General features: G+C 71.5%; 20 protein-coding genes. 9 read left to right on the forward strand and 11 right to left on the reverse strand.

Annotated features, from left to right (window positions below):
* Positions 1-15 precede the first annotated feature (15 nt).
* The gene (locus ACFP2T_RS30460; RefSeq protein ID WP_377427740.1) at positions 16-2,364 is read right to left on the reverse strand and encodes an ABC transporter permease; all 2,349 of its coding nucleotides are present in this window, start codon (positions 2,362-2,364) and stop codon (positions 16-18) included.
* The gene (locus ACFP2T_RS30465; protein WP_377427743.1) at positions 2,361-3,068 is read right to left on the reverse strand and encodes an ABC transporter ATP-binding protein; all 708 of its coding nucleotides are present in this window, start codon (positions 3,066-3,068) and stop codon (positions 2,361-2,363) included. The genes ACFP2T_RS30460 and ACFP2T_RS30465 overlap by 4 nt, the downstream gene beginning before the upstream one ends.
* Positions 3,069-3,264: 196 nt before the next feature.
* Between ACFP2T_RS30465 and ACFP2T_RS30470 the strand changes: the two genes are divergently transcribed.
* On the forward strand, positions 3,265-4,077 hold the full coding sequence (locus tag ACFP2T_RS30470; RefSeq protein ID WP_377428056.1) for a sensor histidine kinase: 813 nt from the start codon (positions 3,265-3,267) through the stop codon (positions 4,075-4,077).
* The gene (locus ACFP2T_RS30475; RefSeq protein ID WP_377427746.1) at positions 4,074-4,823 is read left to right on the forward strand and encodes a response regulator; all 750 of its coding nucleotides are present in this window, start codon (positions 4,074-4,076) and stop codon (positions 4,821-4,823) included. Before ACFP2T_RS30470 ends, ACFP2T_RS30475 begins: the two co-directional genes overlap by 4 nt.
* Before the next feature lie 31 nt (positions 4,824-4,854).
* On the opposite strand, the gene ACFP2T_RS30480 is transcribed toward ACFP2T_RS30475, so the two are convergent.
* Complete coding sequence (locus tag ACFP2T_RS30480; protein ID WP_377427747.1) at positions 4,855-5,370, reverse strand: 2'-5' RNA ligase family protein; 516 nt, start codon at positions 5,368-5,370, stop codon at positions 4,855-4,857.
* Between the two features lie 4 nt (positions 5,371-5,374).
* Positions 5,375-6,364, reverse strand: a complete 990-nt coding sequence (locus ACFP2T_RS30485) for an AraC family transcriptional regulator (protein ID WP_377427749.1) — start codon at positions 6,362-6,364, stop codon at positions 5,375-5,377.
* Between the two features lie 74 nt (positions 6,365-6,438).
* Between ACFP2T_RS30485 and ACFP2T_RS30490 the strand changes: the two genes are divergently transcribed.
* Together ACFP2T_RS30490 and ACFP2T_RS30495 are read left to right on the forward strand one after the other, a co-directional pair.
* On the forward strand, positions 6,439-7,473 hold the full coding sequence (locus ACFP2T_RS30490; RefSeq protein WP_377427752.1) for an SDR family NAD(P)-dependent oxidoreductase: 1,035 nt from the start codon (positions 6,439-6,441) through the stop codon (positions 7,471-7,473).
* Between the two features lie 274 nt (positions 7,474-7,747).
* The gene (locus ACFP2T_RS30495; RefSeq protein ID WP_377427755.1) at positions 7,748-10,213 is read left to right on the forward strand and encodes a CehA/McbA family metallohydrolase; all 2,466 of its coding nucleotides are present in this window, start codon (positions 7,748-7,750) and stop codon (positions 10,211-10,213) included.
* A gap of 102 nt (positions 10,214-10,315) precedes the next feature.
* On the opposite strand, the gene ACFP2T_RS30500 is transcribed toward ACFP2T_RS30495, so the two are convergent.
* The gene (locus ACFP2T_RS30500; RefSeq protein ID WP_377427758.1) at positions 10,316-11,938 is read right to left on the reverse strand and encodes a glycosyl hydrolase family 18 protein; all 1,623 of its coding nucleotides are present in this window, start codon (positions 11,936-11,938) and stop codon (positions 10,316-10,318) included.
* Between the two features lie 156 nt (positions 11,939-12,094).
* Positions 12,095-14,218, reverse strand: coding sequence for an Hsp70 family protein (locus ACFP2T_RS30505; RefSeq protein ID WP_377427761.1), 2,124 nt, complete (start codon positions 14,216-14,218; stop codon positions 12,095-12,097).
* 169 nt (positions 14,219-14,387) lie between these two features.
* Between ACFP2T_RS30505 and ACFP2T_RS30510 the strand changes: the two genes are divergently transcribed.
* The 3 genes from ACFP2T_RS30510 (at position 14,388) to ACFP2T_RS30520 (ending at position 16,791) form a co-directional block, all read left to right on the forward strand.
* Positions 14,388-14,876 (forward strand): glutathione peroxidase, encoded by a 489-nt coding sequence (locus ACFP2T_RS30510; protein WP_377427763.1) that lies wholly within the window; start codon positions 14,388-14,390, stop codon positions 14,874-14,876.
* 246 nt (positions 14,877-15,122) lie between these two features.
* On the forward strand, positions 15,123-16,013 hold the full coding sequence (locus ACFP2T_RS30515; RefSeq protein ID WP_377427766.1) for a DUF4397 domain-containing protein: 891 nt from the start codon (positions 15,123-15,125) through the stop codon (positions 16,011-16,013).
* Between the two features lies 1 nt (position 16,014).
* A complete protein-coding gene (locus ACFP2T_RS30520) occupies positions 16,015-16,791 on the forward strand; it encodes a class F sortase (RefSeq protein WP_377427769.1) in 777 nt (258 codons plus the stop codon).
* Between the two features lie 50 nt (positions 16,792-16,841).
* On the opposite strand, the gene ACFP2T_RS30525 is transcribed toward ACFP2T_RS30520, so the two are convergent.
* From ACFP2T_RS30525 to ACFP2T_RS30540, 4 genes are all read right to left on the reverse strand, one after another.
* Positions 16,842-17,192 (reverse strand): DUF2203 domain-containing protein, encoded by a 351-nt coding sequence (locus ACFP2T_RS30525; protein WP_377427772.1) that lies wholly within the window; start codon positions 17,190-17,192, stop codon positions 16,842-16,844.
* Positions 17,193-17,276: 84 nt separating this feature from the next.
* On the reverse strand, positions 17,277-18,095 hold the full coding sequence (proC, locus tag ACFP2T_RS30530) for a pyrroline-5-carboxylate reductase (protein ID WP_377427775.1): 819 nt from the start codon (positions 18,093-18,095) through the stop codon (positions 17,277-17,279).
* Positions 18,096-18,255: 160 nt separating this feature from the next.
* The gene (locus ACFP2T_RS30535; protein WP_377427777.1) at positions 18,256-19,284 is read right to left on the reverse strand and encodes a 6-phosphofructokinase; all 1,029 of its coding nucleotides are present in this window, start codon (positions 19,282-19,284) and stop codon (positions 18,256-18,258) included.
* Positions 19,285-19,546: 262 nt separating this feature from the next.
* Positions 19,547-20,068 carry a polyadenylate-specific 3'-exoribonuclease AS gene (locus tag ACFP2T_RS30540; RefSeq protein WP_377427780.1) on the reverse strand — a complete coding sequence of 174 codons (522 nt, stop codon included), beginning with the start codon at positions 20,066-20,068 and terminating at the stop codon, positions 19,547-19,549.
* 499 nt (positions 20,069-20,567) lie between these two features.
* On the opposite strand from ACFP2T_RS30540, the gene ACFP2T_RS30545 reads away from it, so the two are divergent.
* Positions 20,568-21,260, forward strand: coding sequence for a Crp/Fnr family transcriptional regulator (locus tag ACFP2T_RS30545; protein WP_192771356.1), 693 nt, complete (start codon positions 20,568-20,570; stop codon positions 21,258-21,260).
* A 161-nt stretch (positions 21,261-21,421) separates the two neighbouring features.
* On the opposite strand, the gene ACFP2T_RS30550 is transcribed toward ACFP2T_RS30545, so the two are convergent.
* The gene (locus ACFP2T_RS30550; protein WP_377427784.1) at positions 21,422-21,631 is read right to left on the reverse strand and encodes a hypothetical protein; all 210 of its coding nucleotides are present in this window, start codon (positions 21,629-21,631) and stop codon (positions 21,422-21,424) included.
* 245 nt (positions 21,632-21,876) lie between these two features.
* On the opposite strand from ACFP2T_RS30550, the gene ACFP2T_RS30555 reads away from it, so the two are divergent.
* The gene (locus ACFP2T_RS30555; RefSeq protein WP_377428058.1) at positions 21,877-25,428 is read left to right on the forward strand and encodes an AAA family ATPase; all 3,552 of its coding nucleotides are present in this window, start codon (positions 21,877-21,879) and stop codon (positions 25,426-25,428) included.
* Positions 25,429-25,432 lie beyond the last annotated feature (4 nt).

Raw genomic sequence — 25,432 nt, forward strand, 5'->3', positions numbered from 1 at the left:
ACCCCGGCCCGCTGATCACTCGTTGTGCAGCACCGTGGCGATGCTGAGCCGGGCCGCCGCACGGGCCGGGATGAACGCGCCGATCACCGCGATCACCACACCCGCGAGGGCCAGCGCGCCGAGCACCCACGGCTGCCAGACGTGCAGCAGCATCCGCCCGACGCCGATCTGCGCCGCGTCCGCCGCCAACGGCACGATGAAGCGGTGCGCGAGCATCCCGAGCGGGATGCCGAGTAGTCCGCCGATCACCCCCAGGGCCGCCATCGAGGTCACCATCATCACGGTCACCTGCCGGGGTGTCATCCCGATCGACTTGAGCATGCCGAGGTCACGACGGCGTTCCCTGGTGTTGAGCACGACGGTGTTGAAGACGCCGAGCGCCGTGACCGTCCCCAGCATCAGGGTCAACGTCGCCGCGAGGCTGACGACCGCAACGGTGAACGCGTCGGTGCCCCCGTTGTCGAACGCGTAGAGCCCCGGATCCGCCGCCCGGACTGCGGCGAGGTATCCCTGGACGTCGGTCCCGGCGGCGAGCTGGACCTGGAAGAGGAACTGGTGGTTGCCGGGTTGGCGGTCCGGGGCGAGCAGCGGGAGCGTCTGCCGGTCGGCGAGGATTCCGGGCGGTCCGGGGGCGCCCGCCATGGTCTCGCCGACAATGGTCACCGCGCCCTGCCGGCCGTCGAGTTCCAGCGTGATGCGGTCGCCGACGGCCAGGCCGCGCTCGCGCAGCAGCGTCGAGGGGACGACGACCTCGCCCGGTCGGGACAACCAGCGTCCCTCGACGAGCTGGTCCGGATAACCCTGGGTGTCGACATCCCCGCGCAGAAAGGTGACGACCACGGGCTGGGTGGACCCGACGAGCGAGAAATCGAGGTCCAGGTTGACGGTCACCCTGGCCGTGCCCGGCAACGAGCGCAGCAGCGCTTCGATCTGCGGTTCGGTCAGCGTCGACGGCGCCACCAGCTTCGACCCGGTGGGATTCGCCCGTACCCCGATGGTGTCGTTGCCGTCCGTGGCGTCGGCGTACCCGGTCACCGTGCTGGCCAGGCCGGTCGCGAACGTCACCGTGGTCACGCCGAGGAGGACGGCGGCCATGGTCAGGGTCGTCCGGCCGGGCCGGGCGAACGGCAGCCCCAGGCCCAGGCTGACCGAGCGCGGCAGCCGGGTCCCACTCAGCCATCGTTGGACCCGCAACCCGCGCCCGGCCCGGGACGCACTGCCCGCGCTGATCGCCTCGGCCGCGGACAGCCGATGTGCGCGCAGCGCGGGCACGAGCGCCGCGAGAACCACGATGGCCGGGATCCCCAGCAGGGTGACCACGTCGATCCAGACGGGAATGCCGCTGTCACCCGGGTTGAACCCCAACCCCTGGTACGCGCTCCCCAACAGCGGCTCGGCGGCGATGTTGCCGAGTACGGTGCCCAGCACGCAGCCGACGACCCCCGGAACGCAGACCATCACGAGGTAGACCGCGAGCACCTGGCGCGGGCTGAATCCGAGCGTCTTGAGGATCCCGATGTGCCGGAACCCGGAGACCACCGCGCCACTGACCACGTTGCCGACGATCAGGATCGCCGTCACCAGCCCGAGGACGCCGAACGCCATCAGGAACGGCACGTACACGCCCGCCTCGGCGGCGGCCGCCTGCTTGACGACCAGGTACGACTGCGCGGCGACCAGGGCATCCGACGGAAGTTTCCCGGTGACGGCGGCCATACCGGCGTCGATCTCCCGCTCCGTCGCCGCGGCGGTGAACCGGTAGAGCATCTGGGAGACGGTCGGGTGCAGGGCCGCGGCCTGCTCGGGTGAGACCCAGGCGGCGGCCGTCTGGGTCAGGCTGGAGGCGTAACCGACGACGGTGAACGCCACCTGGTCGGAGATGCTGATCTTTTCGTTGAGCGGGAACGGCGAGGGTCGGCCGGGTGCCGGGGGCGCCACGTTGAGCACGATCTCGCCGGGGCCGGTGGCCCACCGACCCGACCAGAGGTCGATCTGGTCCACGGCACCGCCCGGATCGGCCCGACCCACCACGGTGACCGGACCCGACAGGAACGGACGCGCTCCGCTGTCCGGGGGGATCTCCAGGACGACCTGTGCGAACGGGCCCGCGACGGCCTCGACTCCCGGAATCTCGGCTGTCCGGGTCAGATCCGCCGCCGCGACCCGGGTCCCGTCGAACGCCGCGACGACATGGGCGCCACGCTGCGCCGCGAAGGCCCGCTCGAAGGGGGCCGAGGAGGCGTTCAGCAGTCCCAGCGCGACCACGATCGTCGCGGTGGAGAACAGCACGACCAGACCGATGACCGTCGTCTGCAACCGGCGCCGCCGTACGGCCGCCCGAGCGGTCCGCCACACCGCGCTCACGCCGCCCGCTCCAGGGTGCGTCCGCCGGCGACCCGGCCGTCGGCGAGTTCGACCACCCGGGTGGCGCACCGGGTGGCCAGGCGCTGGTCGTGGGTGACCAGAAGCAGCGTCTGACCGATCTGGTTGAGGTCGAGCAACAGGTCCATCACCTGCTCGCCGGCGTGGCTGTCCAGGGCGCCGGTCGGCTCGTCGGCCAGCAGCAGCGCCGGCCGGTTCATCAGGGCCCGGGCCACGGCCACCCGCTGCCGCTCACCGCCGCTCAACGCCGCCGGATAGATGTTCCTCCGGTCGGCGATCCCGAGTTCGTCGAGGAGTTCGAGAGCCCGTCTGCGCGCCTGCCTGGCCGGGGTGCCGGTCAACTGCCCGGCCAGCGCGACGTTGTCCAGCGCCGGCAGGTCGTCGAGCAGGTTGAAGAACTGGAAGATCATGCCGATCCGCTTGCGCCGGAACAGCGCCAGCCCGGTCTCGCCCAGCCGACCCAGATCCTCGCCGTGCACGGTGACGGTGCCGGAGGTCGGACGGTCCAGCCCGGCGATCATGTTGAGCATGGTCGACTTTCCGCAGCCCGACGGGCCCATCACGGCGACCGCCTCTCCGCTGTGGATCTGGAGGGTCACGCCGTCCAGCGCGGTGGTGTCGCCGTACTCCTTGCGCACGGCGTCGAGTCGCACGACGACCTGTCCGGTGCTGTCTTCGCTGGTCATGGCTGCAAAGCTAGAGGTGGCGGCCAGCCTCGGCATCAGCCCCCGGAGGTAACGTCCGGACAGGTCATCCTGGGGATGTACAGCGCTGCTGCCCCGGGATGACGCGGATCGGGGTGCCTGCTGCGAAGGTGGTCTTGTGTGGGGATCCGGAACGGTCTGGCTGACCGCCGCGCTCGCGACGGCCTGCGCGGCCGTGGTGTGGCTGGCGGTCGCGCTGGTCCGGGCGCGGCGTCTGCACCGACGGGCCCTGGGCGAGCGGAGCTGGCTGTTCGAGCGGGAGCGCGAGAGCGCCGCCCGGGTCGCGGTCGAGGCCGAGCGGGCCCGGATCGCCCGGGAACTGCACGACATCGTCAGCCACAACGTCAGCCTGATGGTGGTCCAGGCCGGGGCCGCCCGCGAGGTGCTGGCCACCCTGCCGGACGAGGCCGCGGCGGCGCTGTCGGCCGTCGAGGGTGCCGGGCGGGACGCGATGACCGAACTGCGGCACCTGCTCGGCCTGCTCGCCCCGTCGCAGGACGGCGAGGAGGGTGGCGACGGCACGGGCCTGGCACCACAGCCGGGGCTGGGCCAACTGAGCCCGCTGGTCGACCGGATCGCGTTCGCCGGGCTGCCGGTGGAGGTACGGATCTCCGGCGAGCCCTATCCACTGCCGGCCGGAATCGACCTGACCGCGTACCGGATCGTGCAGGAGGCGCTGACCAACGCGCTCCGGTACGGCGACGGGGCGAAGGCCGAGGTCACCATCAGGTACGCGAACCGCTATCTCCGGGTGGAGGTGCTCAACACCGGCCCGAGCGTGCTGTCCGGCGCTCGGTCCGGATCGGCGGCTTCCGTGGCCGGGACCCGCCGGGGTGTGGTGGGTGATCCGCCCGACGACGGCACCGGAGCGGGGCGGGGCCTGCTGGGGCTGCGGCAACGGGTTGCGGTCTACGGCGGTGACCTGGACGCCCGTCGGCGCCTCGGCGGCGGCTACCGGGTACGCGCCCGGATTCCCCTGGACCGGTCATGACGACATCGGGTGGGCGGGTGACGGTCGGCGCCGAGCCAACTCCCCGGATCCTCATCGTCGACGACCAGGCCCTGGTCCGGACCGGCTTCCGGATGATCCTGACGGCGCGCGGCCTCGACGTGGTGGGCGAGGCCGCCGACGGCGCCGAGGCGGTGACGGCGGCGCAGGAGCTTCGGCCGGATGTCGTCCTGATGGACATCCGGATGCCGAACATGGACGGTCTACAGGCCGCCCGGCGCATCCTGGCGCAGACGCCGGAGAGCCGGGTGATCATGCTGACCACGTTCGACCTCGACCGCTACGTCTACGCCGCACTGGCAGCCGGGGCCAGCGGCTTCCTGCTCAAGGACGTCACGCCGGAACACCTCGCCGCCGCCGTACGGTTGGTCAGCACCGGAGACGCCCTCCTCTCCCCCTCGATCACCCGACGACTCGTCGAACGCTTCGCTGCCGGCGACGCCACGTCCGGCATCGCCGGCAGGGCCGGGGCGGGTCACGCGGCCGGTACCCGTGCGGCCCCGCACCGGGACCTCGCCGCGTTGACGCCCCGGGAACTCGAGGTCCTGACCCTGCTGGGCCGGGGTCTGTCCAACACGGAACTGGCGCACCAGCTGACGCTGAGCGAGGCCACCGTGAAGACCCATGTCGCCCGGATCTTCGCCAAGCTCACCCTCCGGGACCGGGCCCAGGCCGTCGTCCTCGCCTACGAGACCGGGCTCGTGGCACCCGGCGACTCCGACGGGTAACCGCCCGGCGGTTCGGCACCTGGAGAACGTCCTAGTCGAGCGGGTGGACGATGCTCCGGGCGTAGTCGACGACGGCGGCGCCGACCACGGTCGCCTCGATCGGCAGGACCTCCAGGCAGCGCCGTACCGCCGCCGCCATCAGGACGTTCGGCACCCGCATCGACAACGTGCAGTGCGGCACCCAGCGGCCGGGTCGGTAGTGCTCGCTGACCGGCACACCGGCCCGGACCAGTCGGGTGTGGACCGTCTCCTGGTGGGCCAGCAACTCGGCGGTGGGGGTCGGCCCCAGCCACACCACCCGGCCGACGAACTGGCCGGCGTACTGGAACGACAGCTGGAGCGGCGCCGCCACGACCGTACCGGCCAGAACCCCGGCGACCTGGTCCGGGTCGAGTCGCGGGGCGACCGCCAGCGAGACGTGCGGACGGTGCCGCTGTCCCAGCAGCGAACGCATGCTCTGCACGCCCTCGGACTCCAGGGCTTCCCAGAGCACCCGGATCCGCCGGGTGGCGTCGGTGTCGAGATACAGCTCCAGGGCCGCGACCATTTGATCAGCTTAGAGCCTGGTAAATAAGGGTCTCAGGCGTGTCGGTGGCGGCCGAGGCGACCACCACGTTCCCCTGTTCCTCGCGCACCCGGTACCGGTAGCGCAGTGGTGACACACCCACCTCGCGCTTGAAGGCGGTGCTGAAGGCACTCTCGGACGCGTATCCCAGGTCGGACGCCAGCGACCCGACGCGGACGTCGCCGTCGCGGAGGGCGCGTTGCGCGAGCAGCATCCGCCACCGGTTGAGATAGGTGACCGGCGGCATCCCCACAACGGTGCGGAAGCGTTCGGTGAACGACGTGCGCGACATCGCCGCCGCACGCGCCAGCTCCTGGAGGCCCCAGGGTTTTCCAGGTTCCTTGTGCATGAGGGTGAGCGCCGGGCGCAGCCGTTCGTCGGTCAGCGCCCGTAACCAGCCTGGAGGCAGCTCGGCCTGGTCGACGTAGGCGCGCAGCACCTCCAGCAGCAGGAGCTGACCGTGCTGCCGGATCGCGAACGCCGATCCGACCCGATCGCCCGTCGCCTCGTCGAACAGCCGGTCGAGGCTTGTGCGCAGGCTGCTGGCCGCGGCGGCCGATGCCCGCACGTGCGCCACCGGAGGGAGCGCCTGCAGCAGCAGTGTCCGACCAGCCTGGTTCAGGTCCACGCGTACACCGATGACGACGTCGTCGGTCTGACGGTCGGCACCGGCGAGGCCGGTCTGAGGGTCCGCCTCCTCCGGGACGATCACGCGGGGCGGGTCGTCGCCGGTGCCGCCTTCGATCTCCAGCCACGACCGGTTGTTCACGATCGCGACGTCGCCCGGCTCGAGCTCGACCGGGTCGCCAACGCCGTCGGTGGTCAGCCGGGCGCTGCCGCTCACCATCGCGAAGAACTTCAGGGGATCCTGCACCGACGCGCGCGAGACCCACCGGCCCGTGGCCGCCAACCCGCCGGTCAGTAGCCCGCGCACCTCGACGAGGTCCAACACCTCGGATAACTGATCGGTGGTCATCCCCGTACTATCGCGCAAGAAATTCGGACCGACAACCATTCAGAGTCCGAGGGTGCGGGCGCACAGTGGTGGCCATGACACAGAACATGACCCACCGACAGCACCCCATCGGCTCCGGATTCACCGCGGCGTCGACGGCCGACGAGGTGCTCGCGGGGATCGACCTGTCCGGCATCAACGTCGTCGTCACCGGCGGCCATCAGGGACTCGGCCTAGTGACAACTCGGGCGCTGAGCAAGGCGGGCGCGTCCGTGACGGTGGCTGTGCGTAACCCAAACCGGGCGGCGGCCGGGTTGACGGGCATCGAGCGCGTCGAGACCGGCCGGCTCGACCTCCTCGACCCAAACGCGATCGACGCCTTTGTTGCCCGGTATCTCGACTCCGGGCGCCCGCTGCACATCCTGATCAACAACGCGGGCATCATGGGCGGTCCCCTGGTCCGGGACGCCCGCGGATACGAATCGCAGTTCGCAGTCAACCACCTCGGACACTTCCAGCTGGCCCTTGGTCTGCTGCCCGCCCTGCGGGCCGCGAGCGGTGCCCGAGTGGTAAACCTCAGCTCCGGAGGGCACCGCGTGTCCGACATCCGCTGGGACGACCCGCACTTCACCAGCGGGTACGACCCGATGGGGATGCTCGGATACGGCCAGTCGAAGACTGCCAACGTGCTGTTCGCCGTCGAACTGGACCGCCGATGGGCCGAGGACGGAATCCGGGGCTACGCCGTGCATCCGGGCATCGTCTACGGCACGAATCTCGGTCCCCACATCGCTGAGGGGGTGGCGCGCACGGACACGTTGAGCGACGAGCAGTTGCGGGCCATGGGGCTGATCGACGAGTCGGGCCAGCCGGTCATTGACCCCGACCGCGAGCACAAGACGCCGCAACAGGGCGCCAGCACCAGCGTCTTCGCCGCGACCAGCCCGCTGCTGACCGATATCGGCGGCGTCTACCTCAAGGACAACGACATCTCACCACTGGACGAGAAGCCAGAGCCCATCATCTTCGGCTCCGGGAAGCTACCCCCCGCCACCGTCGTGCCGCATGCCATCGACCCACAGTCCGCACAGCGCCTATGGGACCTGAGCGAGGAGCTACTCAAGGCGTAACCGGGCGCCCTGCGCGGGTACGGGACCCGCGCGGGCCGGTAGCGGACAAGATCGGCCGAATCTGCCCGGCTGACAGGCTTCGGGCCACCGTGCGACGTCACGTCGGATACTTCCGGGTAACTCGCGCTTCCGCCGACCAGGCTTCACCACCAGTTCACGCGATCTTCCGGGGTGACTGGCTAGCGTCTGCTGCGCCTAACTGATCGAACTCTTGGCGCCGGGTCGTGTGGGGCCTGTGCAGCCACAACACGGGTTCAGTTGAAATGAGGACCGGATGGAATTGGACCGCAGGCAGTTCATCGCGGTCGGCGGGGCGGCGGTCGGCGGGGCGGTGGTCGCCGCCGCTGGGCTCGTACCCGCGTCCGCCGCGCAGGCGGACGTCGGAGAGAACCGGGGATCCGACAAGCACCACGACGAGCCCGAGGGACTGTGGCTGCCGGGCGACACCCACGTCCACGACGACCACTCGTCGGACGGAAGCGCGCCTCGGCAACTCTCGGACCAGCGGGACCCGGGCAACCTGCCGGTCGGCGACCAGATCGGCTACGCCGAGTCGGTCGGGCTGACCTTCATGCCGCTGACCGACCATCGCACCTACGACCAGCACTGGGATCCACAGTGGGAGTCCGACAAACTCCTGCTGCTCACCGGGGAGGAGGCGAACGGCTCACCGCACGCCGTCGTCCTCGGCGCGGTCGACACGGTGGTGGACGGCGCCAACCCGCCCGGCTCGGCGGCGTTCCGGCACATCCAACAGTCGATCTGGGACGCGCACGCGCAGCACGCGGTCTGGTCGGTCGCGCATCCCGACGACGGCGAGTACACCTCGGCGACCGGACCGAACGACAACGCCAGTGTTCAGGGCGTCGACGTCGTCGAGCTGTGGAACGTCAGCAACAATCCCGACGCCGAGATCGAGTATGCCGAGAACCGGTGGAACCACGGGTTCCGCTTCGGCGGCGTCGCGGCGAGCGACAGCCACTTCAAGGAACTGCGGCCGGTCAGCGCGCCGGGCCGGGCAACCACCTGGGTGTTCGCCGCCGAACGATCGGTCCGGGCGATCCTGGACGGCCTGGCGGCGGGCCGTACGACGTTGTCGATGAGCCCGCAGGGGCCATTCGTCACGATCGAGGCCGACGCCGACGGCGACGGACGGTTCGAGGCCGTCTGCGGTGACGAGGTCGTCGTACCGGAGAACCGGTTGTCGAAGCACGCGAAGCTGCGGGTCCGGGTCCGCGCGGCGGCCGGGATGAAGGTCCTGGTGTACGCCTCGCCGGGGCGCTCGGCCGGCCCCGTGGCGACGTTCGCGCCCACCCGGGACGACCAGACCTACCTGATCCCGCTCACCCTGCGCGGCGACCACGGCTGGTACCGGGTGGAGGTACGCGCTCCGGGAGAGGTTTCCGGACGCGAGGCCGACCCGAACCTTCCCGACCAGTTGCGCGCGGCCACCTCGCCGGTCTTCCTGTCGGTCCGCAAGCCCGCCGCGCCGGCTCCGGAGATCGCCCTGCCCGCCCCCGCCCGCGGCGACGACCGGGCCGCCCTGGTCCTCGGCGAGCGCGGCGGGTTCGCCGGCTTCGCGGACGTGGCCGTGCAGGGTCGACTGACGCACGTCGTCGCCGAGGTACACCACGACCACCGGACCTCCGTCGTGTACCGCCAGTTGGACGGGCACAAAGGCACCCAGCACGGCGATGGCATCGAGCTGTCCGGCAACTCGCCGACGGCGCGGTCGCCACAGGTCGTGGCATCCGGCGACGACGTCTGGGTGGTGTGGCAGGACGCCCAGGGCCACGAACAACCCCACCGGCCCGCGATCTACCTGCGACACAGCCGCAACGGCGGACGGAGCTTCACCCCCGCCGTCCGGTTGAGCAACGGCCGGGGTCGGGCCATGCACCCCGCACTCGCGCTGCTCGACGGCCAGCATCCGGTCGTCGCGTGGGCGGACAACAGCGGTGGTGCGTTCGACATCCACGTCCAGGTCGTCGGCATCGACAAGGCCCCGGTGAACATCTCCGCCACCGGCAAGGTCACCGACCCCGGTACGCCGTCGGATGCCCGCTCACCGCGCTATCCGGCGTCGCTGTTCCCGTCGGTCGCGGTCGCCCCGGACCGTCGGATCATCGTCACCTGGCAGGACAACCGGTTCGACCCCGACCCCGGCTGGACCGGACACACGCCGCCCGCCGGCGAGCCGGCCAGCGGCGGCACCAACCCGGACAACTGGGAGGTCCTCGCCACGGTCCGGGCCGGTTCGGCACGCACCTGGAGCCCCCTGGTACGGGTCAGCGCCAACGACGACGCCGCGGACCGGCACCCGAGCGTCGCCGTGGACCGGGACGGGTCGTTCGTCGTGGTCTGGGAGACCAAGGTGCTCTCCCCGGCCGGCGTGAACCTGTCGCTGCGGGCGAGCCGGTCGACGGACGGGGCGGCGTGGTCACCGTCCGAGCCGGTCGGCGTCGATCCCGACGCGATGAGCCAGCGGCCCCGGCTGGGCAACGACGCCGACCGGTCAGTGCGGGTGGTCTGGTACGACTCCCGCTCGACCGACTGGCGGTGGAAGATCTTCACCTCCCGCCGGGACGGTCGGTCGGGTTGGACGCCCGCGGTGCAGCTGAGCACGCAGGGCAACGGCACCTGGCCGGCCGTCGACAACGGAACCGTGGTGTTCACCAGCGACCGTGGCGCCGTTCGGACCCAGCGCGACGGAACCCAGCAGGTCTTCCTGATCCGCTGACGGCACTGCCGGGGCGAGGGGCCGACTCCGTATCCACCCGGAGTCGGCCCCGTACCCCCGCCCGGCCGAGGGCGCACCGTGGCATCTCTTCGGTTGCTACGCCTAACGGAGACCGTTGGAGATGGCGGTGATGAGTTCACCGTTGGTCGTGTCGCCGGACAGCTCCCAGAAGAACGAGCCGCCCAGCCCCTGCCCCTTGGCGTACGACATCTTGCCGCCGATGGTGCTCGGGGTGTCGTAACTCCACCAGTTGTTGCCGCACTTCGCGTACGCCGTACCCGCGATGGTGCCGGTCACCGGGCAGGTGTTCTTGAGCACCTTGTAGTCCTCGATGCCCGCCTCGTAGGTGCCCGGCGCCGCCCCGGTGGCCGTACCGCCCGGGGTGGCCTGGGTGACGCCGGTCCAGCCCCGACCGTAGAAGCCGATACCGAGCAGCAGCTTGTTGGCCGGGATGCCCTTGCTCTTCAACTTCTGGATCGCCGCGTCGGACCAGAAGCCCTGCTGCGGAATCCCGCTGTACGAGGTGAGCGGCGAGTGTGGCGCCGTCGGCCCCTGCGCGGCGAAGGCGCCGAAGTAGTCGTACGTCATCGGCATCAGCCAGTTGAGGTTGTTGATCGCCCCGGCGTAGTCGGCCGCGTCGATCTTGCCGCCGTTGCTGCCGTCCGCGGTGATCGCGGCGGTGACCAGCGCGGACGAGCCGAACCGGCTACGCAGCGCGGAGACCACGTTCTTGAACGCGTTCGGGCCGCTGGCGTCGCAGGTCAGTCCGCACGCGTTCGGGTACTCCCAGTCGATGTCGATGCCGTCGAAGACGTCCGCCCAGCGCGGGTCCTCGACCAGGCTGTGGCAGGACTCGGCGAACGCGGCCGGGTTCTGTGCGGCCTGGGTGAAGCCGCCGGACCAGGTCCAGCCGCCGAACGACCAGATCACCCGCAGGTTCGGGTACATCCGCTTGAGCTTGCGGAGCTGGTTGAAGTTGCCGCGCAGCGCGCCGGTGTCCCAGGTGTCGGCCACGCCGTCGACGCTCTCCGCCGCCGTGTACGCCCGGTCGTAGTCCGCGTAGCTGTCCCCGATGGTGCACCGCCCGCCGGTGGTGTTCCCGAAGGCGTACATGATGTGGGTCAGCTTGGCGGCCGAGCCGCTGGTGTGGATGTTCTTGACGTGGTACGCCCGCTGGTAGACGCCCCACTGGGTGAAGTAGCCGACCACCTTCTGGGCGCCCGGGTTCGGCGGCGGGGTGGTCACCGGCGGCGTGGTCGGTGGCGGGGTCGTCGGCGGCGCCGTGGTCGGCCGAACGGTGGTCGGAGTCGCGGTCGGCGTCGTTCCGCCACCGCAGGCGGTCCCGTTGACGGTGCAGTTCAGCGGCGCCCGGTAGCCACCGGAGCCGATGTAGCCCCAGGTCGCCGACGCGCCCGGGGCCAGCGCACCGGCCCAGCTCTTCTTCACCGCCACGTACCGGTCTCCGGTCCGGGTGACGTCGGCGTCCCAGAAGCTGCTCATGGTGGTGCCGGCGGGCAGGTCGAACTCGACCCGCCAGGTGCTCACCGACGCGTCCGTGCCGTTGGTGACGGTGACCTTGACCTCGTGGCCGGAGCCCCAGTCGGAGCTGACGGCGAAGCTGGTGGTGAGGCTGCCGGCACCGAGAGCCGCGGTGACCGGAACCGCGGCGATGGCCACCGCGGCCGCGACGCCGGCCCAGAGCGCCCGGCGGATGGATCTCCTCATGGTGGCGTCTCCCTGTTAATTAATAGGAAACTTTCCATTTAACTGAGGCGACGCTACTCATCGGTTCACTACTTCGTCAAGATGTCCATGTTTCGATTTCCCGCCGCCCCGGCCCGGCTCCGTCCCCACCGGACCGCCCGGCTCTCGGCGGGTGGCTCAGACCTTCGCGTCCGGGTTGCGGCTGACCCGGCGCAGCTCGATATCCCGCTTGTCCACGCTGATGCTCAACACATCACCCGAGCAGGCGTAACTCGACGAACCCACGGCGGCCCGCAACGGTTCCCGCCAGCGCTCCCGACCGTTGATCCGGCCGATGATGGTGCCGCTGGCCCCGGTGTTCTGCCCGAACATCTCGCCATCGCCGGTCCGCAGCTTGAACTTGAGGGTGCCACCGGTGATGACCTCGTAGCGCCGGCCGTTCAACCGCCCGGTCCAGGTCGTCGCCTTGCCGAACTGGGTCACGCCCCGGCCGTCCGGCCAGTGCCGACGGATCGCCCCCGACGCCTTCATCGTGACCTGCACGCCCTGGAAGCCGAAGTCGACCGTGTTGGAGGTCTCCCGCCAGGTCCCGACGAGACAGAAGTCGATCGCCGAGGAGGGGGTCGGCGCCGGGGTGGGCGAGGCGGACGGCGTCGGGGTGTTGCCGACCTGGCCTCCCCGGACTCCGTTGCCGGCACCATCGGCCAACGAGCCGTCGCCCCGGCCGAGGATCGGCACCAGGGCCAGCACCGCCGCCACCGCGACGAAGGCGACCCCCGCCGCCACCCATCGGTTCCGGGTACGCCAACCGGCGGTGTCCGCCGCCCACCGGGCCACCCGCCAACGGCTCGACACCGCGCCACCGAGCGAAGCCGTGCTCCCGAGCGTCGCCGTGCTCACAGGCGGACTCGTACCGCCGAGCGGAGCCGTACCGCCGGGGGCCCCTGTCGGGACGACAGCGGCGGCCACCGCACCGCCGGGCGACGCGCCCGCGACGGTCGTCGCCGGAGTGGTCGTGCCCGGCGTGCCGGCCCCGGTGCCCGTGCCGCCGTCGGAGAATCCTTCGGCGACCGTCGACGGGGCGGCCCCGGCCGTCTGCACGGCGGCGGCCCCGGCCGCGGTCATGGCGGTGGCAGTGGCGTTCGCCGTCGCGGCGGCAGTGGTGCCGGACGCCGCTCCCGGCAGTTCGCCGTCCATCGCGAGCGGCCAGGACACCGCGCGCAGGCTGCCCTCCGCCACGGCCAGTTCCGGCTGCTCGATGGTGGTCGGTGCGATGCCGAAGGCCCGGTGCAGCATCGTCGCCACCAGCGGGATCCGGCTGGCGCCACCGACCAGGTACAGCCCGGCGAGGTCGGCCGCGTCGATCCCGGTGCCCCGCAACGTGGACCGGGCGACCGCGACCGTCCGGGCCAGGATCGGTTGCGCGAGCTGTTCCACCTGCTCACGCCCGAACGGCACCTCGTCGTCGAACAGTGGCACGTGCACCAGCACACTCGTCGACTCGGACAGGATCTCCTTGCCGACCCGGATGTCGTCCCAGAGTGCCCGGCTGAGCCGGCGGTCGGCGGGCGCGACCGGCTGCCCCAGTCGCTGCCAGGCGGCCGAGTCCCGGACGGCGTAGAGCGCGCCGACGTACGCCATCATCGCCGCGTCGACGTCCAGTCCCCCGGCGTCGGAGAGCCCTTCGGTGTTGAGCACCTCGAAGCCGTCGGCCGTCCGACGCACCACAGAGGCGTCGAAGGTGCCCGCACCGAGGTCGTACACCATCACGGAGGAGCCGGGCTGCACGGCGGCGCCCTCCAGCGCGACAAAGTGACTCGCCGCGGCGACCGGCTCCGGCACCAGCACCACGCGGGGAAACACCCGGTTCGCCGCGGTCAGCAGGATGCTCCGACGAGCCTGCCGCCAGCCGGCCGGAAAAGTCAGTACGGCGTGCGGAACCGACTGCCCGGCCGCACGGCTCGCCTCCTCCGCCACCCGCCGCAGCACCGCCGCGATCAGCTCCTCGACCGGCACAGCGGCCGGCTCGGCCGACGACGTACCGGCGTAGCCGAGCAGCACCGTGCCGTCGTCGATGCACCGCTTCGGGTAAGGCTCGAAGCGCTCCGGGTGCGCCCGCCCGGCGTGCAGGGCGTTGCGGCCGACCGCGATCCGGCCGTCGAGACCGGCGAACACCGCCGAGGGCAGCAGCGGCGAGCCGTCGAACAGCAACGGGCGTACCCGCTCGTCCGGCCAGCGCAGCACCGCGACCGTGTTGGACGTGCCGAAGTCCACTCCGAGCCGGAAGTCGTGGGCACCCACGGGGCAAGGATACGGTCGGCAGGCGAACCCCTGATGCGAGCGGCAGCGCCGTAACCGGTACCGTCGAGCCGCCCGACCGGTAGCCTCGGCGCATGGCCGAGCGCAGCGAGGGCGGCGACCAGCCCAGCCAATCACGTCACGGCGACGACGAGCACAGGCAGGAGGCGACGTGAGCGTCTTCGACGTCGAGATCGGAGCCCTGACCGGGGGTTTCACCGATCTCGGTCAGTTCCGGGGGAACGCGCTGCTCGTGGTCAACCTCGCCTCACGGTGCGGGCTGACCCCGCAGTACGTCGGCCTGCAGACGCTCCACGAGGCCTATGCGGACCGCGGCCTGACCGTGCTCGGCGTGCCGAGCAACCAGTTCGCCGACCAGGAACCCGGCACTCCGGCCGAGATCGCCGAATTCGCGCGGTCCAACTTCGGCGCGACCTTTCCGATGACCGAGAAGATCGACGTCAACGGACCGGATCGGCACCCGCTCTACGCCGCGCTCGTCGACATCCCCGACGCCGACGGACACTCCGGCGACATCCGGTGGAACTTCGAGAAGTTCCTGGTCGCGCCGGACGGCGCCGCCGTCGCCCGGTTCGCGCCCCAGGTCGAGCCGGAGGCGCCGGAAGTCGCCGCCGCCATCGAGACGGTGCTGCCCAGGTAGCACCGGCGCCCGACGACTCCGGATCGGGGCCCGACCGGCTCCCCGCAGCGGTTCACATCCGATGTGCGTAACGATTAAGTAACCCTGCGTGGCGAGCTTGCGGGCTCGGTACCGGCTCGGGACCCTTTCAACGGCCCAGTGGTCCTCCCGAGCGTCCTCCCGTGATCGCTCCCGTCCGGACGGACCGCCAGTGCGACATTCCGGGCCCCCGGGCCGCTACCGTGCCCGCCACAGTCAGGAGGCACGATGGACCACACCACCACATCCCTGATCCGAATCGGGCGACGGATCGCGGCCGGGGCGGCCGCCCTCGGTCTCGGACTGGGCCTGAGCACCCTCGTCCCGACCCCCGCCACCGCCAGCGCCGAGGCGACGGTCGGCTACGTGCGGCTGGCCCACCTGTCGCCGGACACCCCGGCCGTCGACGTCTATCTCGGCGCCGCGACCGACTCGGCGAAACCGCAGGTGTTCAAGGCGGTCGGCTATGGCGTGCTGTCCCCGTACCTGCCGTTGCCGGTCGGCCCGTACGCGGTGGCGATGCGCAGGGCCGGCGCACCTGCCACGGATCCGCCGGTGCTCACCGAACGGGTCTCGGTGGCCGCCGGGAAGGCGTACACCGTCGCCGGTGTCGGCCGGTACGCCGGTCTGGGGCTGAAGGTGCTCGACGACGACCTGAGCGCACCGCCGGACGGCCGGGCGAAGGTCCGGGTGGTGCAGGCGTCGGTACGCGCACCCGTGATCGACGTGTCGGTGGCCGAGGGCGCCAGCATCGCCAGCGGCGTGCAGTTCGCCACCACCACCGCGTACCACGAGGTCGAGCCGGGACGGTCGACACTACGGCTGTCGGCGACCGGCGCGAAGCCGACGACGGTCGACGTGTCACTCGCCGACGGCACCGTCTACTCGCTGCTGGTGCTCGACGCGAAGCAGAGTGGCCTGACCACCGAGCTACGGGTCGACGCGCGGGGCGGAGTCGTGGTGCCGTCCGGTGGCGTGGACACCGGCGCGGGCGGTACGGCCGGACGGAACGACTCGACGTACCCGATCGGGCTGGCCTCGGTCGGTGCGCTGCTCGCTGTCGTCGTCACGGCGACCGGCCGGCGCCTCTTCCGGCTCCGTCGGCGCCGCACCTCGTGACATGACCGAGGGCCCGACCGCGCCCGGCGCCACAGGCTGGCGGCGCTGGGCGCGAGTCCGCGCGTCCCGGCCGGCCGTCGCCCCCGGCCCGGCCCGGCCGACGGCCGCGCCGAGCCTTGCCAGCCTGCTGCTCTGTGCCCTGCTCGGCACCGCACTCGGCGGCGCCGTGGCCGGCGACAGCCGGCCGGCGTTGACGCCCGACTCCACGACCACGGCGACGGCAACGACCGCGACGACCCGGATCCGGCCGACGGGCTGCCAGCTCGACTGCCCACCCACCCCGACCCGGACGGCCGTCCGGTCACCCACCGGCCCACCGACCCGGGTACGGATTCCGCGGATCCGGGTCGACTCCACGCTGGCCCGGCTGCGGTTGGACCGGACCGGTCGACTCGCCGCACCCACCGATTTCGCCGAGGCCGGCTGGTACGCCGGAGGAACCGCACCCGGTGACGTCGGACCGGCCGTGATCGCCGGGCACGTCGACTCGGAAGCCGGACCGGCCGTCTTCCACCGGCTGTCCGAGCTGCGTCCGGGCGACCGGATCGAGGTACGGCGGGACACCGGATGGATCCCGTTCCGGGTGACCGGGCTCAGCCGGCACGCGAAGGACGACTTTCCGACGGCCGCCGTCTACGGGCCCACTCCCGGGCCCGAGTTGCGCCTGATCACCTGCGACGGGGTGTTCCACCGACCCACCGGACACTATCTGGACAACCTGGTCGTCTTCGCCGTCGCCGACCTGCCGGTGGTGATCCCGAGCTCGGCCGCCGGCTGACGCCATCCGTCGACCCGTCTGCCCTGCACACACCGTCTGCCAAAGCCGGGTCAGACCCGGCGACGACCCGCGAACCCGCACTCCACCCGGTGGTACCAACCCACGTCGTCGTCACCCTCCAGCCAGCACCACAGCACCGGCTGGCCGTCGCGCTCGCCGGGAAAGTCGAGTAGTACCGGCGCGAAGCCCTTGACCTGGATCTCGTGCCCGGTCAGCTCCTCGAGGATGCCGAAGATCCGCGCCTCCAGCCCCTTGACCTCCGGCAGCCCGCCCAGCGGGCTCGCCGCCCGGTCGGCGAGGTCGGTCCGCAGCTCGGCCAGGTCGGCACGGAGCGTGATGAGCTCGTCAATCCGGGGGCGCAGCGTGGCGATCATGTGGCGCGCCTGGGCGAGGGTGAACACGTCGGTCAGTATGGGGCACAAGGGTCGGCTCCGGACCCGCTCGACGGCTCATACGTGCTGCACCGCTCGGTCGGGCCGCACCGCTCAGTCGTGCTGGGCGGCGATCTCCCGGGCCCGGTCCCGGGCCGCCTCGAGCGCGGCCAACAGCGCGGCCCGGACGCCGTGGTTCTCCAACTCCCGGATCGCGGAGATCGTCGTCCCGGCCGGCGAGGTCACCGCCTCCCGCAGCTTCACCGGGTGCTCGCCGGAATCCCGCAGCATGACCGCGGACCCGATCGCGGTCTGCACGATCAACTCGTGGGCCACCTGGCGGGGCAGGCCGAGCAGGATTCCCGCGTCGACCATCGCCTCGACCAGCAGATAGAAGTAGGCCGGTCCGGAACCGGACAACGCCGTCACCGCGTCCTGCTGCGACTCGGGGACCCGGATGGTCGCGCCCAACGGCCGGAACATCTCCTCGGCGAGTTCCAGGTGCGCCGCTGTCGCGTGTACGCCGGCCGAGATCGCCGTCATCGCCTCGTCGACCAGTGCCGGCGTGTTGGTCATCACCCTGATCACCGGCGTGCCCTCCGGCAGCCGCCGGGCGAAGAAGCTCGTCGGCAGGCCCGCGCAGAGCGAGATCAGCAGTTTGTCGGCCGGCACCTTCGGACCGATCTCGTCGAGCAGCGCGTCCGCGTCCTGCGGCTTCACCGACACGGCGAGAACGTCCGCCTCCGCGACCGCGGTCAGGTTGTCGACCACCCGTACGCCGTACCGGGTGGCGATCTCCTCGGACCGGCTCTGCCGACGGGTCGTGGCCAGCAGCCGGTCCACAGGCCATCCCGCCCGGAGCAGCCCGGAGAGCATCAACTCACCGATCTTTCCGGTGCCGATCACGGCGACCGTGTGTGCTCCCGGCGACATCGCTCCTCCTCAGGTGAAGCCGTCAAGCTCAGGTGAAAGCCGTCAAACCCTCACAGGCAGGTGGCAGCTCGGGATCGGGGTGGCCCGCCGCGCCCGGCGGAGAGATCAAGCCTGACCGCTCGGAGCCGGGTGCGGCGGGCCACCCCACCACCGCGAGTCGTCAGCTGCCGAAGAAGACCTCGGCCTCGGTGTAGCGCTCCAGCGGCACGGTCTTCAGCTCGCGGGTCGCCTCCGCCAGCGGAACCCGGACGATGTCGGTGCCCTGCATGGCGACCATCTTGCCCCAGTCGCCCTCGTTCACGGCGTCGATCGCCTGGAGGCCGAGCCGGGTGGCGAGGACCCGGTCGAACGCGGTAGGCGTGCCACCGCGCTGGATGTGCCCGAGCACGACCGTCCGGGCCTCCTTGCCGGTCTTCGCCTCCAGCTGCTGCGCGAGCCACTGCCCGATGCCACCGAGCCGGACGTGCCCGAACGCGTCCAGTTCCTGGTTGTGCAGCACCATCTGGCCGTCGAGCGGCTGTGCGCCCTCCGCGACGACCACGATCGGGGCGTACTGGTGCTGGAAGCGCTTCTCGACGTACCCGGCGACCTGGTCGACGTCGAACTGCCGCTCGGGAAGCAGGATCACGTTCGCGCCACCGGCGAGACCCGCGTGCAGGGCGATCCAGCCGGCGTGCCGGCCCATCACCTCGACGACCAGGGTGCGGTGGTGGCTCTCGGCCGTGGTGTGCAGCCGGTCGATCGCCTCCATCGCGATGTTCACGGCGGTGTCGAAGCCGAACGTGTAGTCGGTGGCGCTCAGGTCGTTGTCGATCGTCTTCGGTACGCCGACCACCTGGACGCCGAGTTCGTGCAGCTTGGTGGCGACGCCGAGGGTGTCCTCGCCGCCGATCGCCACCAGCGCGTCCACGCCCTGCTCGGCGAGGTTGGTCTTGATCTGCTCGACCCCACCGGAGATCTTGAACGGGTTGGTCCGGGAGGAGCCCAGGATCGTGCCGCCGCGCGGGAGGATGCCCCGCACCTCCGCGATGCCGAGCGGCTTGGTCAGCCCTTCCAGCGGACCGCGCCAGCCGTCGCGGAATCCGATGAAGTCGTGGCCGTAGGTGGCAACGCCCTTACGCACCACCGCTCGGATCACCGCGTTCAGACCCGGGCAGTCACCACCACCGGTGAGCACGCCGATACGCATGATCTGCTTCTCCTCCTGGAGCTTCGAGTAAGCCCGTCAAGCCCCAGGGTCGAAGTCAGGTCAGACCGTCGGCGTCGTTGCCGGCCCGGGGCGGGCCGTCATTGCGCACTGTAGTCGCCCGCCGGAGGGCAGGCCAGCGCGCCCCGTGCGCGGTTGGCGGGGTGGGACAGGAAGATCATCATGATCAAGGACCGGGTGTCCGGATCCGCCGGATCTCGCCCGATTGGTCCGTGGACCCGTCATGACCACGTCTTGACGCCGGTCAGGAGGGCGTCGACTCGGTCCCGGGGCGGGAGTGCATGGCCTGCCAGCGGGCCAGGTTGTGGCGGGCGTCGACCAGGGCGTCGTGCCGCTCGGCGTCGGCCTCGGGCAGCGGCGGCCGTCCCCGGTCCTCCCACCGCTGTCGAAGTTCCTTCGTGAACCGCGGGATCTCCCGGGGCAGCGCGGGCATCGCTCCCCAGAGCTGCGCCAGCGCCACGTGGTCGTACGCCGCGTACCAGGCCCAGAGTTCCAACCGCTCCCCCGGCCGGCCCCGGACGGGCTCCACCAGGAACTCGTAGAGGTCGTCGCGGATCCGCTCGCGGGAGCGCCACGCCCGGTCCGCCGGGGACGGCAGCTTGTCCAGAACGTGCCGGCGCACCCACGGCACCGCCCGCGAGTCGTCGAACTCCGTGGAGACGGCATAGAACTCGCGACCGTACTCATCGACGACGCCGATCGACACCAGGTCGACGAGCCGGCCGTCCTCGATGAACTCGCAGTCGTAGAAATAGCGGTAGACCATCGCCGCCATCCTTGCCCATCCGTCCCGCCCGGCGGGAATCGGGGGCGGAATTGTCGAACCCTCACGGCCCGTGACCGCCACTGGCGGCATCTCGCCGGGTCCGTAACGCCAGCCGGCGTGGTGATCCGATCTGCCGGATCACCACGCCCTCCCCTGGCCGGGCGACCAGCGCCCCCACGCCGGTCGCGCCGCTGTCCGCCGCGGCCGGCCAGGAGCTGACTCGCCCTCCGACCGGTCGCGGCGCCCCGCGCCCCCAAAGATCCGCCGCGCCCCCGTACGGTCCCCACCCAGCGGCGAATCTGAGCCTCAGAATGCCCCCTGGTCAGCGACAGAACTGTCACAGAAGTGATTTGAGGGGTGTACAGCAAGCGACACGACCGTCATGATCTGATGTGTACCGCTACCGGACTCCTACCGGTATGAGTTTCACCTTGCTTCCTCGGTCGGTTGCGGGTCGTCCGAGAGAAACTGTGGTTATTTACCGGGGAGGGGTTGAGCCTTGGAGGTTCGCCTGCCTGAGCCGGGCGACGCCCTCACCGGCGTCGAGATGTTCGCCGGCCTTGAGCCCGAGGTACGTCAACGGGTCATCGCCGCGGCGGTCCCGCGCACCTATCGCAAGGGCCAACTGCTGTTCGTGGAGAACGATCCGGGCGAATCCCTGATCGTGCTCCGCCGGGGCGCGGTAGCGGTGTTCCGCACCGCACCGACCGGGGAGCGGGCCGTGCTCAACGTGATCCGCCCGCCCGACGTGCTCGGCGAGGTGTCCCTACTGGACGCCTCCACCCGGTCCGCCTCCGCCGAGGCCATTGAGGACTGCACGGCCCTGGCGCTGTCCCGTGGGGCGTTCATGGAGCTGGTGCACTCCAACCCACGCATCCTCGACGCCGTGATGCGGTCGCTGGGCGGGCTGATCCGCCGGCTGACCGAGCAGAACGCGGACCACGTCTTCCTCGACCTGCCGGGACGGGTCGCCAAGACGCTGGTCCGGTTGGCCGGGGAGAGCCAGGCGCCGATGATCACCATCGAGCTCAACCAGAGCCAACTGGCCGAGATGGCCGGTGGCTCGCGACAGAGCGTCAACCAGGCCATCGGGTCGTTCGCCAGCCGAGGCTGGCTGCGTACCGAGGGGCGCCGGATCGTGGTGACCGACGTCGCGGCCCTGCGCCGCCGCGCCGGCATGGCCGACCGCTGACCCGTCCGCCGGGCAGCTACCGTCCGCCGGGCAGCTACCGTCTGTTCGTCGCACCGGCCGTCGCACCGTCGCCACCCGATCCCGGTCCGGACCGACGGCGGGCGTCCCGGAGACCACCCACGGCCTCCGAAACGCCCGATCGTGCTCGGTCCGGCTTCGACTCAGGTCGATCCGGGCCAGTTCGTGGTCGAGCCGCCGCCGCCACCCTCGCCGCCGCCGGTCGGTCCGGGCCAGTCCGGGCCCTCGCCTCCGACGATCCCTGCGGCCTGGAGTTTCGCCAGCGTGGCGGCGTCTACGTCGATCATGTCCCCCGGGGAGCGTCCGACGCCGTCGCCGTCGGTCCATTCCCTTTCCAGTCGGACGTACACCATTGCCCATCTCCCTGATAATCCGTCGATCGGTAGGCGCCAATGACTGTATCTTGGAACACTATCGGGTGAACTGTCCGCTAGCTAACAGGCCGGTTCCTGACAGACGTTCAGACGGTGATACTCGGCGGTGGCGATTCGCCCGACACGCGCGGTGGTTGACAATCGGCCGGAGCCCTTGGCCGGCATGGGCCGACGGCACCGCCGCCGCAGGACAGCAGGCTACTTCGACGCTGTAGGAGGTCGGCATCTCCGCTCTCTGTACCAGATGCGGCCGGACCACCGCCGTCGGCGACCGTTATTGCGGCGGCTGCGGGACCGAGCTGACTCCGACCTGCCCACATTGCGACCAGCCACTCGCCGCCGACGCGGCGTTCTGCACCGCCTGCGGCAATCCCCGACCGGGGCGACCCGGCCGGCGGGCGCCGGCCCCCCAGGAGGACCGGCGGCGGGTGAGCGTCCTGTTCGTGGACCTGATCGACTTCACGCCGTACGTCGAACGCGCGGATCCCGAACTGGTCCGTGGCATGCAGACCGCCTTCTTCTCGACGGCCCGCCGGGTCATCGGCCAGTACGGCGGGGTGGTGGAGAAGTACATCGGCGACGCCGTGATGGCCCTGTTCGGCGCGCCGGTGGCGACCGAGACCGACCCGCTGCGCTGTGTGCGCGCAGGTCTGGAGTTGCAGCGGGTGCTGACCCGGTTCACCCCGACCGGCGCCGACCACCTGCGGTTCCGGGTCGGGGTGGCCACCGGCGAGGCACTGGTGGACGTGGCCGCCGCCCGGGACGGTGGCCAGGCGATCGTGGCCGGCGACGTGGTGAACACCGCATCCCGGATGCAGTCGGTGGCGCCGCCCGGCGGCGTGCTGGTGTGCGGCACAACCCACGCGCTGACCAGGGACGCGATCCGGTACGAGGAGCAGGCCCCGGTGACCCTGCGCGGGCGGTCCACGCCGACCGAGGTCTGGCTGGCGCTGGCCCCCGTGCAGCGGCAGCCGCCGGACCGGGAGCCCGACACCACCCCGTTGATCGACCGCGAGCACGAGCTGGGGCTGCTGGTCAACGCCCTGCACCGGTCCATCCGGGACCGTCTTCCGCAGATGATCACGGTGCTCGGGCACGCGGGGATCGGCAAGAGCCGGCTGGTCCGCGAGCTGTTCCGGCACACCGAGCGGCTGACCGACGAGCCGCTGACCTGGCGGGTCGGCCGGTGTCCCCCGTTCGGCGAGAACGTCACCTTCGCGGCGCTGGCCGACATCGTCAAGGCCGAGGCCGGCATCCTGGACACCGATCCGGCCGCCATCGCGACCCGTCGGCTGGACGCGGCGCTGGCCGAACTGGTCGGGCCGGGCGAGGCGGACCGGCTGATGGACGCGCTCCGCCCGGTGGTCGGGCTGCCCGGGCCGACGCTGCCGGCCGAGGAGTCCGAGTCGGCCTGGCGGCGGTTCCTGGTCGCGCTCGCCGCCCGCCAGCCGACCGTGCTGGTCTTCGAGGACCTGCACTGGGCGGACGAGGCGATGCTGCACTTCGTCGAACTGCTCGGGGCGTACGTGCAGAACGTGCCGCTGCTGCTGCTCTGCACCGCCCGACCCGAACTGGTCAACCGGGAGCCCAGTTGGGCGGGGACGACCAGCGGCTCTCTGATCATCACCCTCCCGCCGCTGCGGGACACCGGCATCGCCTCGCTCTACGGCCACATCTTCGGGCAGGCGGCGTTCTCGACCGACATGCTCAGCCCACTGGTCGAGGTGGCCGACGGCAATCCGCTCTACGCCCACGAGTACGTCCGGATGCTCATCGAGCAGGGTGCGTTGCGCCAGTCGGGGCGGGGCTGGTCGCTGGAGAAGCAGCACGACATGGCGATGCCGGACAGCGTCCACTCGGTGATCGCCAACCGGGTGGACCTGCTCGACGGCCCGGACCGGACGGTGCTGCTGGCGGCGTCGGTGGTCGGCATGCAGTTCTGGCCCGGTGCCGTCGCGGCCGCGCTCGGCCAGCCCGTCGAGTCGGTCGAACGGGCCCTGCGCCAGTTGGAGCAGCGCGACTTCGTCCACGAGCAGGCGTCCTCGACCATGGCCGGTCAGCCCGAGTTCCGGTTCCGGCACGTCCTGGTCCGGGACGTCTGCTACCAGCGGCTGCCCCGGACCGAGCGGGTCGCCCGGCACGACCGGACGGCGGACTGGCTGGACAGCATGTCCCGGGGTCGGGAGACCGACCTGGCCGAGGTGCTCGCCCATCACCGCTGGGCGGCACACGAGATCGCGCACACGCTCGGCGTCGACACCGACCGGTACGCCCCGTCCGCCCGGGACGCGCTGCACCGGGCGGCCCGGCGGGCGTACGCGCTGCACGCGCTCGACGCGGCGGCCAACCACGCGGCGCGGGCGCTCGGGCTGGCCGACGACACCGATCCGGTCGGCCGGCTGCAACTGGAGCTGCTCAGCACCGAGATCTCCTACTTCCGCGACGGCAACGCCTTCCTCGCCGGCAGCGGCACCGACCAGCTGCACACGCTGGCGGACCGGCTCTTCGCGTACGGCGAACACGGCGGGGCGGCGCGGGCCTGGACCCTGCTCGGCCAGGCCGCCTGGCTGCGGGCCGACCGGGCCGGCGCGCTGGCCTGCCTGGACCACGCCGTCGAGCTGTTCGACGCGCTGCCCGACACCGGACACAAGGCCGACGCCTACGCCGAGCTGGGCCGGCTGCACATGCTCAACTACGAACGCGACCCGGCGGTGGCCGCGGCCGGCGCGGCGGCCGACATCGCCGAACGGCTGGGCCTGATCGAGACGCAGACCCACGCCCGGATCACCGTCGCGACCACCCGTTACCAGGCCGGCGACCGGGCCGGGCTGGACGAGTTGCACGAGATCCTGCGGTTCTGCCAGGCCCATCAACTGCTCGCGCTGCCCCGGGTGGTACGCAACCTCGCCCACGCGATGCAGGAGGAGGGCGACTGGATCCAGGCCAGCGAGCTGAGGGCGTCCTGTCCCGCGCTCAACGAGGGCGGGACACCGGCCACCGGCGGCTCGATGGATGCGTTGCGCGCCTACTGCGAGGGCGAGTTCGGCAAGGTGCTGACCGTGGCCGACGCCTTCGTCGACACCCCGGACGGCCGGTGGGACATGCAGCTACGCGGCGTGCGGGCGTACCTGCGGGTGCTGCGTGACGAGCCGGTCCCGGGCGAGGTGGCGCCGAGCCGGCCGGGCGAGGTACCCGTCGACGACATCACCGATGCCCTGGACACGGCCCGGCGCAGTGGCTTCCACCGGTTGCACTGGAACGTGTTGGGCCTGGGTGCGCTGTGCCGGGCCCTCCAGGGCCGCTCGTCCGAGGCCGCCGGGTTGATCGCCGAGCTGGCCGAGTCGTGGACCGCGGTGCCGTCCCTGGCCAGCGGCGAGTGGATCCCGTCCGCCGCGTACGCCGCCGCGCTGACCGGTCGGGACTCGGCGGTACAGATCCGGGACATGCTGGACCGGGTCACCCACCACACCCCGTGGACCGAGGCGGCGCGGCGTACCGTGACCGCGGCCCTGGCCAGCTCGGACGGCGACCATGACCGGGCCGGACAGCTCTACACCGCGGCGGCGGAGACGTACGCGCAGATTCCGGCCATGACCGACCGGATGCTGGCGCTGGCGCTGGCCGCCAGCGAGCTGACCCTGGCCGACGCCCGCGCCGACGCCGAGCTGGCGCTGGCCGAGGTGCGCGCCTTCGCGCTCCGGAACCGGGCACCCGGCCTGCTCCGGCTCGGCCACGCCCCGCCGACCGCCGACGCGGCGCCGGGACTCGCCTCCTGAGCGC

This window comes from Plantactinospora solaniradicis, from assembly GCF_042658085.1.
GTDB classification, from domain to species: domain Bacteria; phylum Actinomycetota; class Actinomycetes; order Mycobacteriales; family Micromonosporaceae; genus Plantactinospora; species Plantactinospora solaniradicis.

Bases quoted from the DNA above. Each gene is read 5' to 3' on its own strand.
- ACFP2T_RS30520 (WP_377427769.1), top strand. From the start codon at position 16,015: ATGACCGAGGGCCCGACCGCGCCCGGCGCCACAGGCTGGCGGCGCTGG.
- ACFP2T_RS30515 (WP_377427766.1), top strand. From the start codon at position 15,123: ATGGACCACACCACCACATCCCTGATCCGAATCGGGCGACGGATCGCG.
- ACFP2T_RS30540 (WP_377427780.1), bottom strand. From the start codon at position 20,068: ATGGTCTACCGCTATTTCTACGACTGCGAGTTCATCGAGGACGGCCGG.
- ACFP2T_RS30500 (WP_377427758.1), bottom strand. From the start codon at position 11,938: ATGAGGAGATCCATCCGCCGGGCGCTCTGGGCCGGCGTCGCGGCCGCG.
- ACFP2T_RS30490 (WP_377427752.1), top strand. From the start codon at position 6,439: ATGACACAGAACATGACCCACCGACAGCACCCCATCGGCTCCGGATTC.
- ACFP2T_RS30485 (WP_377427749.1), bottom strand. From the start codon at position 6,364: ATGACCACCGATCAGTTATCCGAGGTGTTGGACCTCGTCGAGGTGCGC.
- ACFP2T_RS30480 (WP_377427747.1), bottom strand. From the start codon at position 5,370: ATGGTCGCGGCCCTGGAGCTGTATCTCGACACCGACGCCACCCGGCGG.
- ACFP2T_RS30550 (WP_377427784.1), bottom strand. From the start codon at position 21,631: ATGGTGTACGTCCGACTGGAAAGGGAATGGACCGACGGCGACGGCGTC.
- ACFP2T_RS30475 (WP_377427746.1), top strand. From the start codon at position 4,074: ATGACGACATCGGGTGGGCGGGTGACGGTCGGCGCCGAGCCAACTCCC.
- ACFP2T_RS30495 (WP_377427755.1), top strand. From the start codon at position 7,748: ATGGAATTGGACCGCAGGCAGTTCATCGCGGTCGGCGGGGCGGCGGTC.
- proC (WP_377427775.1), bottom strand. From the start codon at position 18,095: ATGTCGCCGGGAGCACACACGGTCGCCGTGATCGGCACCGGAAAGATC.
- ACFP2T_RS30535 (WP_377427777.1), bottom strand. From the start codon at position 19,284: ATGCGTATCGGCGTGCTCACCGGTGGTGGTGACTGCCCGGGTCTGAAC.
- ACFP2T_RS30465 (WP_377427743.1), bottom strand. From the start codon at position 3,068: ATGACCAGCGAAGACAGCACCGGACAGGTCGTCGTGCGACTCGACGCC.